The sequence below is a fragment of the Thermobacillus sp. genome, from assembly GCF_003390775.1.
GTDB lineage: Bacteria > Bacillota > Bacilli > Paenibacillales > Paenibacillaceae > Thermobacillus > Thermobacillus xylanilyticus.
In genome coordinates, this window is record NZ_QEWA01000062.1 from 1 (window position 1) to 14635 (window position 14635).

Below are 14635 nucleotides of genomic sequence, written 5' to 3' on the forward strand. Positions count from 1 at the left end.
CGAACATGGAGTCGTCGACGATGAAGACGGTGTCCCGATTGGACGACGTAAGCACGTTCACCTTCTGCACCGTCGCGACGCTGAGCGACGTCAGAAAACGACGCCAGGCAAAGCCTGCATGGTTGAGAAAACGATAGACGGCATCCTTGCCGGGAAATGCGTCGCCCTTGCTGCTCTCGAGCAGTCGGAACCAATTCTTCTGGTGAAACAGCAGAACGAAGACGAGTTGGAACAGCCGAGCACAGCTAAAGCCGAATCGCTTACGGAACCCGGCTTGCTGAAGATGTTTCAGCACTTTCAGTTCTTGAAAAGCAGGCTTTAATTCATTTGGCAGTTGATTCAGGTCGGGCTGATGGTCTATCATGATGGAAGACACCTCTTCTGTCTGGTAGTGATTGCTTGTCACTCTCACTTTACCAAACGAAGTGGTGTTTTTCTATTTGTGCAAGCTGGCTATTCAACAGACCTTAAGCCCGCTCTACAATTGGTTTTACATTGATTTTCTAGGTGCGAAAGTTGAGTTACTATGAAATACCTGATGAATTGTATGAATTGATTTTTAACAGATTTGGAAATGGCACAATTAATCATTAACTAATTGCACCTGTATAACACCAGACAGTTAATTTATTATTAATCCCAATATTGATGCCAATTATAAAATGGGGTGTCATTTGTGAAGTTGATTGAAGTAGAAACTGACGAAGAAATTAACGCAACATGCTCTCTAATGAAACAGTTGCGCCCTCATCTGATAGAAGAAACCTATCTGAAAACGATCAGACAATTGCAGGACGAGCATGGGTATCGATTAATTGCCATATTTGAAGACGGGAAAGCCAAGGCTGCTGCCGGATTTAGAATCTGTAGCTCGCTGGCCTGGGGTAAGTATCTGTATGTTGACGATCTGATCACGGATGAACAGAATCGATCAAGAGGATTTGCAAAGTTGTTGTTTGATTGGCTCGATGAAGAGGTGAAAAAGAATGAGTGTGCAGGCATACATTTGGATTCAGGGGTACATCGGCATGATGCACATCGCTTTTATTTGAACAGGAAATTGAAAATAACTTGTCATCATTTTGAAAAGACCTATTGACGAGGTTCAACGGATATGAACACACGGGGCATCATTCTCGAAGGCCACTCCAATGCCGGCAAGACTTCGCTGCTCAGAGCATTGAAGAGATACCACGCCAATGACGAAGATTCAGAGTCGAGCATCGTGGTTCTCGGCGAGCATTATTCGCAGGTCTTGCAGAACGTCCAAGGAAAGCTGGTCCGGCTGTCAAGGGAACAGCATCTTGAACTGCTGAACAGCAGAGTCGAAATGCTGGAGAGCCTGAACGATTGGGCGAATTACTTGGGCCCGTGGCGCAGAAAATCCCGCGGGTTGTTCTTTATTCTCGAACGTTTCCACCTCAATCACAGAGTGGCTTTTCCGGATTTCGATGATACAGAAATTACAAGCATAGAGAAAAGATTGTCTGATCTCGGCGCCAGATGCGTGCTGCTCACGATCTCACCCGAAATCGTTGAAGAACGAATCAAAAGCAGAAACCTGGCCGAGTGGGAAGGGAAATCCATCCAGGAAGTCGAAAAAGCCTGCAAAGAATTGCTCGAAGCCCAGGACGCACTTCGGACGCATGCCGGCAAATCCCTTACACCCACACTTGAAATCAATACGGATGACAAGCATTGGGATGAATATGCGAGAATGATCATGGAAGACAGCGACTTTAGATGACAGGTGAAAAAAATGAGTGCTCGGCCAAACATCAGACTCCGTGCCGCGGGACTGCTTCAACGGGAGAACCGGATCCTGTTCCAGCGAAACAAGAAAGGCGATGCGTGGGTGCTTCCCGGAGGACGGGTGGAAGTCGGGGAAACGTCGGTTGAAACCCTCGAACGGGAATTCATCGAGGAACCGGGAATGCGTGTACACGCAACGCGGATTCTGTGCATGATTGAAACCTTCAATGCCTACGGGTACGAAGGGCTTCACGAAATCGGCATCTACCATGTGGTGACGGCTGACGACGAAACTCCCGTGAGCGATTCGCCCTTCAAGGGCAAAGATCCGACGGTGGAGCTGACGTTCAGATGGATTCCCGTGGACGAGATCGAACGGCACAAGATTTACCCCAGGGTTTTGAAAGACATTCTCACTAACTTGCCCGGTGAAATGAAATACTATGTGAACGACGACAAAGAAGTATGAAGCGGCTCAGGGGGGTACCGGTACACCGGCGACTTCGTCAGCCTCGTCGATCAGCGAAAAGAACCTATAAACAGGGAAATGAACGTCGAGTACACCTTGCAGCTCGAGAACTTCCATCCGGCCGAAGAGGTGTTCGCGAGATACAACAGCCAATTTCCTGAAGACAGCGGATACCGGCACGTTGAACTCACGAAGAGGACCAAGATTTACGAGTACAGCGGCAACGTCAGAGAAGCGGTTCCCGCGGAGAACCTTCGCCAATCCGGGAAACTCGAACTATGGATAACGCCGCATGAACAGTCCGACCATATGATCGAAGCGGTCGAGATTTACATTTTGAAAGATTGAAAAAATCCGGACCGGAAAGAAGGAGCGCCATGAAGTACAAATACCTGCTGTTCGATCTCAAGATCGGCATCACGAAATCGGTGCAGTACGCTTTGAACAAGATCGGCGACCGAAAGCACGATATCATAGGCGCGAACAACAACGGCATTGACTCGATCAGCGCCGGGTACGGCTACGGCAGTGAAGAAGAGTTGCGGGGAGCGGGCTGCACTTTTTACATCACGGAACCGCGGGAGATTTTGAAGGTGGTATCGCAGAAGCCGGGAAGCGGGGGAATCTTGTGGGCAAAATCGATTACAACGGCCGCACGTTCCGATCGGTGTCCAATACCGACAACGGCGATGTGAGCCGGGAGACGATCTTTTATTACTCGCAACAAGGCGATGTCGTGACGGCGACATATTCGGGCGGCGGGATTCTGGCCGGCAGCCTCATTGCCGTCGTCGACGAGCAGGGCGTCTTGGACATGCGCTACCTGCATGTCAATGACCGGCGCGAATTGATGACCGGGACATGCGTCTCGAGGCCGGAAATCATGGCCAACGGGAAAATCCGGTTGCACGAAGAGTGGCAATGGACCTGCAAGGACTTCTCGAAAGGGCGATCGGTGGTTGAAGAGTTCTGAAGATTTAACGAGGGAGAATTTTGAATGATCAAAGCTTTCATCTTCGACATGGACGGCGTCATCATTGACAGCGAACCGCTGCATTTTGAAGTGGATGAACTGACGGGCAGGCACTTCGGAGCCGACGTGAGCAAGGAATATCTCGAACGATTTGTCGGAATGACGAATCCCGAGATGTGGCGAATCATCCGGGAAGAACACGGCATCCCCCATACGGTCGACGAGATCATTGACATGTGAAGTCACCCGGGAGTCGGCTCGCGCAACATCCGCGGGAAGCGGCGGCATGTTAATTTTTGCAAACCCCATTTATTGGTGACCCATGTCACATTAATGAAGGCGCAAGGGCGGTACACTGATGGCGAAACCCTCAATCTTTCCGAAAGGGGAGGACGGAACATGGAAGAGGCGTTCAACGGTTCCGAACGGATCGGCGACATCGTGGCCGGATTTCCCGGCGCCGGCAATCTGATGAAAGAATACCGGATCGATTTCTGCTGCGGCGGTAACCGCACGTTGTCCGCGGCGCTGGAACAGCGGCAGATTGACAAGAAGGCCTTCCTCGAACGGCTGAATGAACTGTACCGGCAGGCTCAGGCGAAAAAGACGCAAGCAACGGACTGGCGCGAAAAAACGTCATCCGAACTGATCGACCATATCGTGCAAACCCATCATGCCTATCTGCGCGAAGAGCTGCCGCTGCTCAGCGAGTTCGTCGCCAAGATCTGGCGGGTGCACGGCGAAGCGCATCCGGAGCTGGAAATGCTGCATGACCGGTTCCATCGCATGAAGGAAGAGCTCGAGCAGCACCTGGTTGCGGAAGAGGAAGCGTTGTTTCCGCTGATCCGCAAGGCCGAACAGTCGGGAGCGCAAGTTGCCGCTGCGGAGGCGGCGAAGGCGATCGAGGAGATGGAAGACGACCACAGCGCGGTGGGCGATTTGCTGCAGGAGATGCGTGAGATTACGCGGGACTACCTGCTGCCGGAGGACGCGTGCCGGACGTACACCCTTGCCTTCAGGAAGCTGGAAGAGCTGGAATCGGACATGTTCGAACACATCCATCTGGAAAACAACGTGCTGTTCCCGCGATACAAAATCGCAAGCGATGCCCATTGAAAAACCTTGTGAAGGAGTGAACAAAATGGAACAAAACTCGCATCATTGCGGCGCGGCGATGTTCGGAGGACGGGGACCGGCGAAACTGTGCGAGCCGCTGGCCCGGCTGCAGCTCGAGCACGGACCGCTCCGGGAGCAGATGAACGCGTTCGCCCGGGAGGCGGCGGAGATCGGGCAAGACGGCGGAATCACGGATTGGAGCGGCCGGCTTGCGGAGTTGAAGCGGAAGGTGGACGCCTTCGTCAGCGAGCTGGATCCCCATTCCGAGCGCGAAGAAGGGACGCTTTTCCCGCTCATGGCAAAATACATCGGCAGGGAGACGGGGCCGATCGCGGTGATGGAATATGAACACGATCTGGCCAAGGCGAACCTGAAGAAGTTCCGCGAAGCCGTGGAACAGCTCGAGGGGGCGGTGGATGCCGAACGGGCGAAGGACATCGCGTCCTACGCGATCCAGGCCCACGCCGTCCTGACGGAACATTTCATGAAAGAAGAGAACGTGCTGTTCCCGATGGCGGAAAACATACTGAATGAGGAAGAGAAAGCCGAGCTCGACCGCGCCGTCGGATTAGCCTGAAGTCTTCGGATTCAGGCGGCGCTTGAGCCAGTCCCGCAGCACGACGGCATGGTTGTGGACGGGATCCTTCGCGGCATAGACGAGCGTGACGGTCTGCCCGCGGGCTGTCTCGCAGATCCGATCGGCAAGGCCGAGGCGAAGGGGATCTTCCGACAGTTCCCGCTCATAGCTGGAAGCAAACTCCTCAAATCGCTCCGGTCGGTGGCTGAACCAGGTGCGCAGTTCGGGACTCGGGGCGATTTCTTTCATCCATTCGTCGATGGATGCCGCATCTTTCGAAACGCCGCGCGGCCAGAGACGATCGACCAGAATGCGCACGCCGACTCGGAAGGAATTGGATGAAATACAAGATTCGGCTACAATGAAGAGAAAGGAGTTGATGCCCATGGATGTGTTGGCGACCATTGAGAAGCGCCGCGAGATCACGCAGTTCAAGCCTGATCCGATTCCGCGGGAGATCATGGACAAGCTGTCCCGGGCGCTGTACCTTGCTCCGAGCGGCAACAACCTGCCTTCCCGCGAATTCATCCTCGTCACGGAGAAGGACATGCTCCGAAAGCTGACGCCGACCACGCCGTATATGCAATGGCTCGAGCAGGCCGCAGGCGCGGTCGTCATCATCGCCGATCCGGCGCTTAGCAAGTACTGGCTGCAGGACGCGTCGATCGCCGGCGGGTTTGTCTGGCTGACCGCCGTGTCGCTCGGGCTCGGCGCCGCGTGGGGCGCGGTATATCACGCCGAGGATGCGGCCGAATCCGCCAAGCGTGAGAAGCATGTCCGGGATCTGCTGGGCATCCCCGACAAATACAGGGTCGTGGCGATCATCGGGCTGGGATACCCCGCCGTGGAGCCGCCGCCGAAAGAGATGTACCCGCCGGAGCGGGTCTTCCATGAGGAGAAGTTCACGTCATGAGAACGATCGGGCTCCTGGGCGGCATGAGCCGGCAGTCGACGATGGAATACTATCGGATCATCAACGAAGAGGCGGCGCGCCGGCTCGGCGGCCTGCATTCCGCGAAGATCGTGCTGTACAGCGTCGATTTCAGCGAGATTGAGGAGATGCAGCGGCGGGGCGATTGGGAAGCCGCAGGAGCGCATCTGGCGGAAGCCGAGAGCGCTGTTGAGATGGCATTGAACGGCTGACATGCCGAACACTCCCCGTTTGAGGATGCTGCCGCGTGGATACCGCGCCGCAGCATCCCGCTCTTTCCCCGGCATCTGCACCGTGAACCCCCCGCCATAACGCCTTCTGCAAAAAAATCTCAACCCCGCAAAAAAATCCAATCCCCCGAATGCCCGAACGCAAAATTGTACGATTGCCTGCAAACCGCGCCGCCCTTACCCTCGGAGTCGGGAGGGAGCAACTTGCCGACGAACGAGAGACACACGAACCCGCAGGCGGGCGGGCAGGCAGCCCGACAAGCCATCCAAATGGAAGCGCTTGATCGCGGACTTAGGGGCGTAAAGACGGAAGAAGGCATTTTCCTGAGCTGGCGCCTGCTCGGGTGGGAAGCGGCCGGCCATACGGACCGGGGCATGGCCGGACCGTCCTTCCGCATTTACCGGGACGGCGTCCGCATCGCCGAAGTCGAACATTCCACGAACTATATCGACAAAGACGGAACCGTCGACTCGCATTATTTTGTATGCGCTGTCATGGACGGGCGGGAGGAGGGCTGCAGCCGGGAAGTCCGGCCCCGGCCCGTACCATACTTCGAAATTCCGCTGGCGAAGCCCGCGGACGGCGTCACGCCGGACGGCAAGCCGTACACGTACGCGGCGAACGACATGAGCGTCGGCGACGTGGACGGGGACGGCGTGTACGAGTATTTCGTGAAATGGGATCCGTCAAACTCCAGGGATGTGTCCCAGACCGGATACACCGGCAACGTCTACATTGATTGCTACCGCGAAGACGGTACGCTGCTCTGGCGGATCGACCTCGGCGTCAACATCCGCGCGGGCGCCCACTACACCCAGTTCCTCGTCTACGACTTCGACGGCGACGGCCGGGCGGAGCTGATGTGCAAAACGGCTCCCGGAACGAAAATCATCCGCTTCGGTCCGGACGGCTCGCCTGAGCGAGAGGGATACATCACCATGCCGCCGGAAGACGCGGCGGCCGGGTACCGCCATACCGATGACTACCGGATGAGCGCCGCCGATTACGCGGAGCATGTCACCCGGATGTTCATGAACTGGCATGAGCATGAAGAAGTGAAAGCCGGCCGCTGGCCGGACCGGGTGGAGACGGCGCTCGGCTGGGACCGGCAATTCCAATATCCGCTGTCCCGCGAGGACGCGGAGCAGCTTCGCGACTACTTCTTCGATGTCTACGCTCCGGGCCGTACCCCACGCAACCGGCTGCGCGAATTCGAAGGCTTCGTGCTGAGCGGACCGGAGTACCTCACCGTCTTCCGGGGCGATACGGGCGAAGAGCTGCAGAAGATCCGCTACAAGCCCGGCCGGCACGACGACGGCCTGATGTGGGGCGACTATTCCTGGTACCGGATCGAGCCGGGCAACCGCGTCGACCGGTTCCTCGCCGCGGTCGCCTATCTGGACGGAACAAGGCCGTACGCCGTTTTCGCGCGGGGCTACTACACGCGCGCGGCGGTCGTCGCCTACCGCTGGGACGGCCGGCAGCTCCATGAACATTGGAGCATCGACAGCGGCTGGGTGCCGATGAACAACCCGTTCCATGACACGCTGCACGCGGAGGACGGGCTTGATCCGGAGTACGGCCCGCTGGCGGGGCAGGGCGCCCACTCGCTCGCCGTCGCCGACGTCGACGGCGACGGATGCCAGGAGCTCATCTACGGCGCGGCGACGATCGACCACGACGGCACGCTGCTCTACGTGTCGCGGGGCGAGATGCCGCCGGAGAGCGCCGCGCCGGGCAGCCTCCGAAAGCTCGGCCACGGCGACGCGCTCCACGTCGCGGACATCGACCCCGACCGGCCGGGGCTCGAAATCTTCATGGTGCACGAAGGCGGACGGCACGCCCCGTACGGGTTCGCGCTGCGCGACGCGGCGACCGGCCGCGTGCTGTTCGGCGCCCCCGCCGAACAAGACGTCGGCCGCGGCATGATCGGCCAGGTCGATCCGCAGCATCGCGGCCTGCAGGTGTGGTCGTCTGCCGACCACGCCGGCCGCGAGCCGTTCGGCCTCATGACGTGCCGGGGCGAACGCATCGCCGTCACGACGCCGGGCACGAACATGAACATCCGCTGGGCGGCCGACATGACGACGCAGATCATCTCCGGCACGTTCGATGAGCCGGCCGCCATTGACGACTGGCGGCGGGGCCGGCTGCTGACAGCGCACGGCACCCGCACGAACAACGGCACGAAGGGCAACCCGTGTCTCGTCGCCGACCTGTTCGGCGACTGGCGGGAGGAGCTCGTCGTGCGCACGGCGGACAGCTCGGCGATCCGGATCTATATGAGCACCGAGCCGACTGGCCGCAAGCTGCACACGCTGATGCACGATCCGCAATACCGGGTCGGCATCGCGAACCAGAACGTCGTGTACAACCAGCCGGCCTATCCGAGCTTCTATCTCGCGTCGGATATCGACTGGGCGAAGGTGCCGGTCCCGGACATCCATGCGCCGCGCGCCTCCAACCCGTCCGACAGGGAGGTGACGGCCGGATGAAGCCATCCGCGACGACCGCCGCCGCGCGGCCGATGAGCCGAACGGGCGGATCGACGAAGTGGGGCCGGCTCTGGAAGAACCGCTGGCTGTACGCGCTGCTCGCCCCCGGACTGTTCTATTTTCTCATCTTCAAATACGTGCCGATGTGGGGGGTGCTGCTCGCCTTCCAGAACTTCTCGCCGTTCCACGGCTTCTGGAAGAGCGAATGGGTCGGGTTCGAACATTTCCGCGTCTTCTTCACGAACCCGGAATTTTTCATGCTGCTGCGCAACTCGCTCACTCTGTCGCTTTACAACCTGCTCTTTTTCTTCCCGGCGCCAATCATCCTGGCGCTCTTGCTCAACGAAGTGCGCATCGCCCTGTTCAAGCGGACGATCCAGACGCTCGTCTACGTGCCGCACTTCATCTCGATGGTCATCGTCGCCAGCCTCACCTACGTCTTCCTGACGACGGAGGGGGGCCTCGTGAACGAGCTGCTGCAGCAATATTTCGGCTTCAAGATCCGCTTCCTCACGAGTCCGGAATGGTTCCGGCCGATCATCGTCCTGCAGACGATCTGGAAAGAGTGCGGCTTCGGCACGATCATCTTCCTCGCCGCGCTGGCCGGCGTCGATCCCGAGCAGTACGAGGCCGCGATCATCGACGGGGCGAGCCGGTGGCGGCAGATGTGGCACATTACGCTGCCGTCGATCCGCAGCACGATCGTCATCCTGCTCATCCTGCGCATGGGCGACGTGCTCGACAACGGATTCGAACAGATCTACCTGCTGCTCAATCCGCTGAACCGCGAAGTGGCCGAAGTGTTCGACACCTATGTCTATTTCATGGGCATCACCCAGGGCGCGTTCAGCTACAGCACGGCGGTCGGCCTGTTCAAGTCGGTCGTCGGCATCATCCTCGTCATCGGGGCGAACTGGACGGCGAAGAAATTCGGCCAGTCCGGCATCTACTGACGCGCCGAAGCAGCGGAGGTGCTTGTAACGATGAGGCAATACCGTACTCTGCCCGGAACCATTTTCGACATCTGCAACTATCTGTTCCTCAGCCTGTTTGCGCTTGCGGCGGTGCTGCCTTTCATCTACGTCTTCGCCGGCTCGTTCGCCTCGGACGCGGAGCTGACGAAGCGGGCGTTCTTTCTCATTCCGGAAAAATTCACCGCCGCCGCGTACCGGTACATCTTCTCGACGGACACGATCGTGCGCAGCATCGGCGTCTCGGTCTATGTGACGACCATCGGCACGCTCATCAACCTGTTCTTCACCGTGACGATGGCGTACGCGCTCTCGAAGCGGGAGCTCGCGTGCCGCAACTTCGTGCTCAACCTCGTCGTGTTCTCGATGCTGTTCGGCGGCGGCATGATTCCGACCTATCTCGTCGTCCGCGAGCTGCAGCTTCTGGACACGTACTGGGCGCTCATGCTGCCCGGCGCGATCAGCGCGTTCAATCTGATCATCGTCAAGAACTTCTTCCAGGAGCTGCCGGCGGAACTGGAGGACGCGGCCAAGATCGACGGCTGTTCCGATCTCGGCCTGCTCAGGCGCATCGTGCTGCCGCTGTCGATGCCGGTGCTGGCGACGTTCACGCTGTTCTACGCCGTCGGCCATTGGAACAACTACTATTCGGCGCTGCTCTACATCAACGAACCGTCGAAATGGCCGCTGCAGGTCATCCTGCGCCAGATCGTCATACTGTCCCAGATGGCGGCCGGCGATCTGAACGCGATGGACCCGAACTTCGAACAACCGCCCGACCAGTCGATCAAAATGGCGGTCATCGTCGTCGGCACGGTTCCCATTCTGCTCGTCTATCCGTTCCTGCAGAAACATTTCGCGAAGGGCGTCCTGCTCGGATCGGTCAAAGGGTAACGGATATGCGATACCATTTTACAATCAGTTCAGGGGAGGTTCTCGCACATGAGAAAAGCGAAGAAATGGGCCGTCGTCCTGACGGCGCTGCTGCTGGCGCTCAGCGTGCTGTCGGCCTGCGGCGGCGGCAAGAACAACGGAGGCGGGAATTCCGGCGGATCTGGCGATGCCGGCGGCACTTCAAGCTCCACCGGCAGCCAGACCGGATCGAACACCGGGTCGAGCGAAGACAACCAGGCATCCGAAACGGAACCGCCGCTTGAAATCAGCATCATGCTGCCGATCTTCAAGACGAACTATCCGAGCGACGACAGCCCGGTCGTGCAGGAGATCAACAAGCGGGCGAACGTGAAGCTGCATCTCGAATGGGTGCCGAACTCGTCCTACACCGACAAGTTCAACATCACGCTCGCCAGCGGCAAACTGCCGACGATCATCTACGTGCCGGACGTGAAGAACCCGAACTTCGTCAACGCGGTGAAGGCGGGCGCGTTCTGGGAAGTCGGCGAGAAGATGAAGAACTACCCGTACCTGTCCCAGGCGAATCCGGTCATCATGAAAAACTCCTCGATCGAAGGCAAAAACTACGGCGTCTACCGCGGCCGCGCACTCGGGCGCAACGGCATCAACTACCGCAAGGACTGGCTCGAGAACGTGGGGCTCGAGCCGCCGAAGACGATCGACGACTTCTACAACATGCTGAAGGCGTTCAAGGAGCAGGACCCGGACCGGAACGGCAAGGACGACACCTACGGCATGGTGCTCGTCAAGTGGACCGGCCAGTGGGCGAGCGGTTTTGACATCATCAAGCTGTGGTTCGGCGCGCCGAACAAATGGGGCGTCGTGGACGGCAAGCTCGTGCCGGAGCATCAGACGCCGGAATATCTCGAAGCGCTCCGCTTCATGAAGAAGCTGTACGACGAGAAGCTGATCAACCAGGACTTCGCCGTCTACGACTCCGCGAAGTGGAATGACCCGGTCGTGAACGGCCAGGCCGGCGTCATCGTCGACGTCACCGACAACGCGGCGCGGCTCGACGATGCCATCCACCGCGCGCTGGCGCAGGAAGGCAAGGATCAGCCGGACGTCCATTTCGTCGACAACATGATCGGCGTCGTCGGCGACCACGGCCTGCGAGCCCTGCCGACCTCCGGCTTCGCGGGCATGCTCGCGATTCCGAAGTCGGCGGTCAAGACGGAGGAAGAGCTGGACCGCGTCCTCGCGTTCCTCGACAAGATGAACGAGCCGGAGCTGCAGACGCTGGCGGGCTACGGCATTGAAGGCGTCCATTATACGCTCGAAGACGGGTACATCGTCCGGATCGACGATCCGGTGAAGCTGGAGTCGGAAGTGGAAGGGCTCAACCAGATGCTGCCGTTCATTCCGGAAGACCAGGGGCTGAAGGTGAAGCAGACGCCGCTGCGGCAGAAGACGGCGGAACTGCAGAAGGAAGCCGAGCAGTACGTCGTGCCCAACCCCGCGGAGCCGTTCATCTCCACGGTCTATTCGCAGAAAGGACAGCAGCTTGACAATATCATCAACGACGCCCGCATCAAATATATTGTCGGCCAGCTTGACGAAGCGGGACTGCTCCAGGCGTTCGAGACGTGGAAGAAATCGGGCGGCGACGATCTGGTCAAGGAAATGAACGAGCTGTACGCCGCGGCGAATCCGTAAGCCGCGCGGCGGACGGCAAATCCGGGCCGCGTCCTTCATGGGCGCGGCTTTTGCGGATTGGCCGGGCACTCCCCGAAAAACCGGAAAATCAACCGATTCTGACGGAAAAGTGAACACTTTTCCGCGCCGGGATGGGGTACGATCAAATAAAAAGACGCGCGGGGAGAGCGACCGACGGAGGGGAAGCGGGGGATGGACGCGTGGTGAAGCGGATCTTCAGCCTGCCGGCACGGATGGCGTCCGGCAGAGGCCATTTCTATCGGCGCAGCCTGATCTTGCTGTTCGTCGTATCGGGCGTGCCGGGGCTGATCATCGGCTCGCTGGTGTACGGGCTGACGGCGGGCCGCGTGGAGCGCGAGCTGCTGGACAACCATGTGCGCCAGATCGAGCAGCGTTCCGTCAACCTCGACAACCAGCTCGGCAATCTCGAGCTGCTCTTGTCCCACTGGGCGTTCGATCCGAAGTTCGACTACCGGCTGCGGGAGACGGATTTCATCCGGGAGTTCGACGTGACGCAGGAACTGACGCGGACGCTCGTCGCGATGCAGGGGTCGAACGCCATCGTGAAGCGGGCGGAGCTGTATGTGGGCGGGCAGAGCCCGGTTCTGCTTCATCCGGAGTACATGGCGGTCGACGAGGCGACGGCGGCACGCTACGAAGCGCTGATCCGCTACCGCAGGTTCACCTACTGGACGCACCGGGCGTTCGATCCCTCGCGTCCGGACGAACGGGAACCGGCGCTTGTCCACCATATCCCCGCAGGCAGCCTGGAGCCGTTCGGCGTGCTTGTCTTCCGTCTCGATCCGGACCGGTTCGCGGATCTGCTGCGCACGCTCGCGCCTTACGACGAAGGCGAGACGTTCACGTGGGATCCGTCCGGCAGCTTCTGGCTGTCGGCGGGCGGAAGCGCGGAGGATTCGCCGTTCGTCCGCGCGCTGCGGGAGCGGGTCGAAGCGTCGGATGAGCCGTCCGGCTCGTTCCTGACCGAATGGGAAGGGCAGATGTATGCCGTCTCCTACGGCACGCTGTCGCGCATCGCGAACGACTGGCGGTACGTGTCGGCGTCGCCGATCGGCAACATTACGGCACCGGTCGTGTTCATCTCCAAAGTCATCATGCTGGTCAGCCTGGCCGCGCTGCTGCTCGCGGCGCTGCTGGCGTGGCTGGCGTCGCTCCGCATCTACTCGCCGGTGAAGCGGCTCGTCGCGCTGCTCGGCGGCGGGCAGACGGGTCATTCTGGGGACGAATTTTCGCTGTTCGAGCGGGAATGGCGCGATCTGAACCGCGAGCGGCTGGAGCTGCACAACCGGATCGCGGAGCAGCTTCCGTTCGTGAAGCACGGCTTCCTCCATCAGCTCCTGCAGGGGCATCTGCACGCCTACTCGGAGGCGGATCTCCGCCGCCGCATGGAGCGGCTGCTGCGGGGGACGGAAGGCTGCCGGTTCGTCGTCGTCTACGTCCGGCTGATCGGCATGCTCGGCGGCGAAGGGAAGTTCCGGGACGGGGACGAAGGGCTCGTCTCCTTCGCCGCGGCGAATCTGCTCGAGGAATTGGCCGCGCCGCGGTTTCCTCGCAGCGAGACGATCCACTTCCACGACATGTCGGCGGGCGTGCTGGTGTTCGTGCCGCCCGACTTGTCCTGCGCGGATGAGATCGAATCGTTCTGCGCCGAAGCGGCGGCGCGGATCAACCGCGTGCTGCATCTGCACGCGGTGATGGCGTTCGGCGAGCCGGTGCCGCGCATCCGGGACGTGCCGCTCGCCTTCGAGCGGGCGAAGCAGGCGGCCGGATTGCGCCTGCTGGACAACGCGAACCAGATCATTCGCATGGAGCGGGAGATGGCCGATCAGGAGGAGGCCGCCGAGCTGCGCTATTCGTTCACGCTCGAGCGCGAGCTGCTCCAAGCGCTGCGCACCGGCGACGAGGACGGCGCCCGCGCCCATCTCGAAGCGTTTCTCGGCTCGCTGTGCAGCGGCGGTGCGAAGGAGATCGACGTACAGCAGGGCATGCTGCAGCTGCTCGGCCAGGTGCAGCACGCGATGATGGCGTCGGGCTTCCATCCGCACCGCCTGTACGGCGGAGCGAATCTCTACGCCGAACTGTCGCGCCTGCGGGAGCCGAAGCAGATGCTGCGCTGGTTCATGAACCGGGTGCTCGCGCCCTATTTCCGCGAGTGGGCGTCCCGCGCGGACGCCCGCGTGAAGCGGCTGGCCGGGCAGGCCGCCGAATATTTGCACCGCAACTACATGCGCGACATCTCGCTCGAGAGCTGCGCGGACGCGCTCGGCACGAGCCCGTACGCCTTGAGCAAGGCGTTCAAGGCGGCGACGGGTACGAACTTCATCGATTACCTGACCGAGCTGAGGCTGGCGAAGGCGAAGCAGCTGCTTCGCGAATCGGAGCTGAAGATTCACGATGTCGCGGGCATGGTCGGCTATCAGCACAGCTATTTCAATCGGATTTTCAAGAAGCTGGAGGGCATCACGCCGACCCTGTACCGGCAGCGGAGCCGAAACGCTTGAAGGCGGGAGTTCCAGGTGCGGGGGTGC

General features: G+C 59.9%; 16 protein-coding genes and 2 pseudogenes. 16 read left to right on the forward strand and 2 right to left on the reverse strand.

Annotated elements, in window-relative coordinates; translation table 11 throughout:
• Positions 1-364 (reverse strand): annotated as a pseudogene (locus C6W55_RS17255) (IS4 family transposase); the annotation flags it as partial.
• A 312-nt stretch (positions 365-676) separates the two neighbouring features.
• On the opposite strand from C6W55_RS17255, the gene C6W55_RS17260 reads away from it, so the two are divergent.
• The 9 genes from C6W55_RS17260 to C6W55_RS17300 all read left to right on the forward strand — a co-directional run bounded on the left by C6W55_RS17260 (position 677) and on the right by C6W55_RS17300 (position 4887).
• Positions 677-1099 (forward strand): GNAT family N-acetyltransferase, encoded by a 423-nt coding sequence (locus C6W55_RS17260; protein ID WP_286894050.1) that lies wholly within the window; start codon positions 677-679, stop codon positions 1097-1099.
• A gap of 15 nt (positions 1100-1114) precedes the next feature.
• Entirely contained in the window at positions 1115-1747 is a 633-nt protein-coding gene (locus C6W55_RS17265; protein ID WP_286894051.1) for a P-loop NTPase family protein, read from the forward strand.
• A 12-nt stretch (positions 1748-1759) separates the two neighbouring features.
• Entirely contained in the window at positions 1760-2221 is a 462-nt protein-coding gene (locus C6W55_RS17270; protein WP_286894052.1) for an NUDIX hydrolase, read from the forward strand.
• Positions 2222-2299: 78 nt separating this feature from the next.
• Entirely contained in the window at positions 2300-2569 is a 270-nt protein-coding gene (locus tag C6W55_RS17275) for a hypothetical protein (protein WP_286894054.1), read from the forward strand.
• 29 nt (positions 2570-2598) lie between these two features.
• Positions 2599-2916: an HAD family hydrolase gene (locus C6W55_RS18300; RefSeq protein ID WP_483316373.1), complete on the forward strand. Its 318-nt coding sequence runs from the start codon at positions 2599-2601 to the stop codon at positions 2914-2916.
• Positions 2850-3194, forward strand: a complete 345-nt coding sequence (locus C6W55_RS17285) for an avidin-fold protein (RefSeq protein ID WP_286894056.1) — start codon at positions 2850-2852, stop codon at positions 3192-3194. The genes C6W55_RS18300 and C6W55_RS17285 overlap by 67 nt, the downstream gene beginning before the upstream one ends.
• A 24-nt stretch (positions 3195-3218) precedes the next feature.
• Positions 3219-3434 (forward strand): HAD family hydrolase, encoded by a 216-nt coding sequence (locus C6W55_RS17290; RefSeq protein ID WP_286894057.1) that lies wholly within the window; start codon positions 3219-3221, stop codon positions 3432-3434.
• A gap of 159 nt (positions 3435-3593) precedes the next feature.
• Positions 3594-4310, forward strand: coding sequence for an iron-sulfur cluster repair di-iron protein (ric, locus tag C6W55_RS17295; protein WP_015254133.1), 717 nt, complete (start codon positions 3594-3596; stop codon positions 4308-4310).
• A 25-nt stretch (positions 4311-4335) separates the two neighbouring features.
• Positions 4336-4887, forward strand: coding sequence for a hemerythrin domain-containing protein (locus tag C6W55_RS17300; RefSeq protein ID WP_286894058.1), 552 nt, complete (start codon positions 4336-4338; stop codon positions 4885-4887).
• On the opposite strand, the gene C6W55_RS17305 is transcribed toward C6W55_RS17300, so the two are convergent.
• Positions 4879-5274 carry a DUF488 domain-containing protein gene (locus tag C6W55_RS17305; protein ID WP_286894081.1) on the reverse strand — a complete coding sequence of 132 codons (396 nt, stop codon included), beginning with the start codon at positions 5272-5274 and terminating at the stop codon, positions 4879-4881. The genes C6W55_RS17300 and C6W55_RS17305 overlap by 9 nt on opposite strands.
• Here C6W55_RS17305 and C6W55_RS17310 point away from each other — a divergent pair.
• The 7 genes and pseudogenes from C6W55_RS17310 (at position 5273) to C6W55_RS17340 (ending at position 14608) form a co-directional block, all read left to right on the forward strand.
• Positions 5273-5800, forward strand: a complete 528-nt coding sequence (locus C6W55_RS17310; protein ID WP_286894060.1) for a nitroreductase family protein — start codon at positions 5273-5275, stop codon at positions 5798-5800. The genes C6W55_RS17305 and C6W55_RS17310 overlap by 2 nt on opposite strands.
• A pseudogene (locus C6W55_RS17315) lies at positions 5797-6018 on the forward strand (aspartate/glutamate racemase family protein); the annotation flags it as partial. The gene C6W55_RS17310 and the pseudogene C6W55_RS17315, both read left to right, overlap by 4 nt.
• 234 nt (positions 6019-6252) lie before the next feature.
• A complete protein-coding gene (locus tag C6W55_RS17320) occupies positions 6253-8544 on the forward strand; it encodes a rhamnogalacturonan lyase (RefSeq protein WP_286894061.1) in 2292 nt (763 codons plus the stop codon).
• 32 nt (positions 8545-8576) lie between these two features.
• Positions 8577-9497, forward strand: coding sequence for an ABC transporter permease (locus tag C6W55_RS17325; RefSeq protein ID WP_286894082.1), 921 nt, complete (start codon positions 8577-8579; stop codon positions 9495-9497).
• 30 nt (positions 9498-9527) lie between these two features.
• On the forward strand, positions 9528-10409 hold the full coding sequence (locus C6W55_RS17330) for a carbohydrate ABC transporter permease (RefSeq protein WP_286894062.1): 882 nt from the start codon (positions 9528-9530) through the stop codon (positions 10407-10409).
• 48 nt (positions 10410-10457) lie between these two features.
• Positions 10458-12086, forward strand: a complete 1629-nt coding sequence (locus C6W55_RS17335) for an extracellular solute-binding protein (RefSeq protein WP_015254141.1) — start codon at positions 10458-10460, stop codon at positions 12084-12086.
• 200 nt (positions 12087-12286) lie between these two features.
• A complete protein-coding gene (locus C6W55_RS17340) occupies positions 12287-14608 on the forward strand; it encodes a helix-turn-helix domain-containing protein (RefSeq protein WP_286894063.1) in 2322 nt (773 codons plus the stop codon).
• Positions 14609-14635 lie beyond the last annotated feature (27 nt).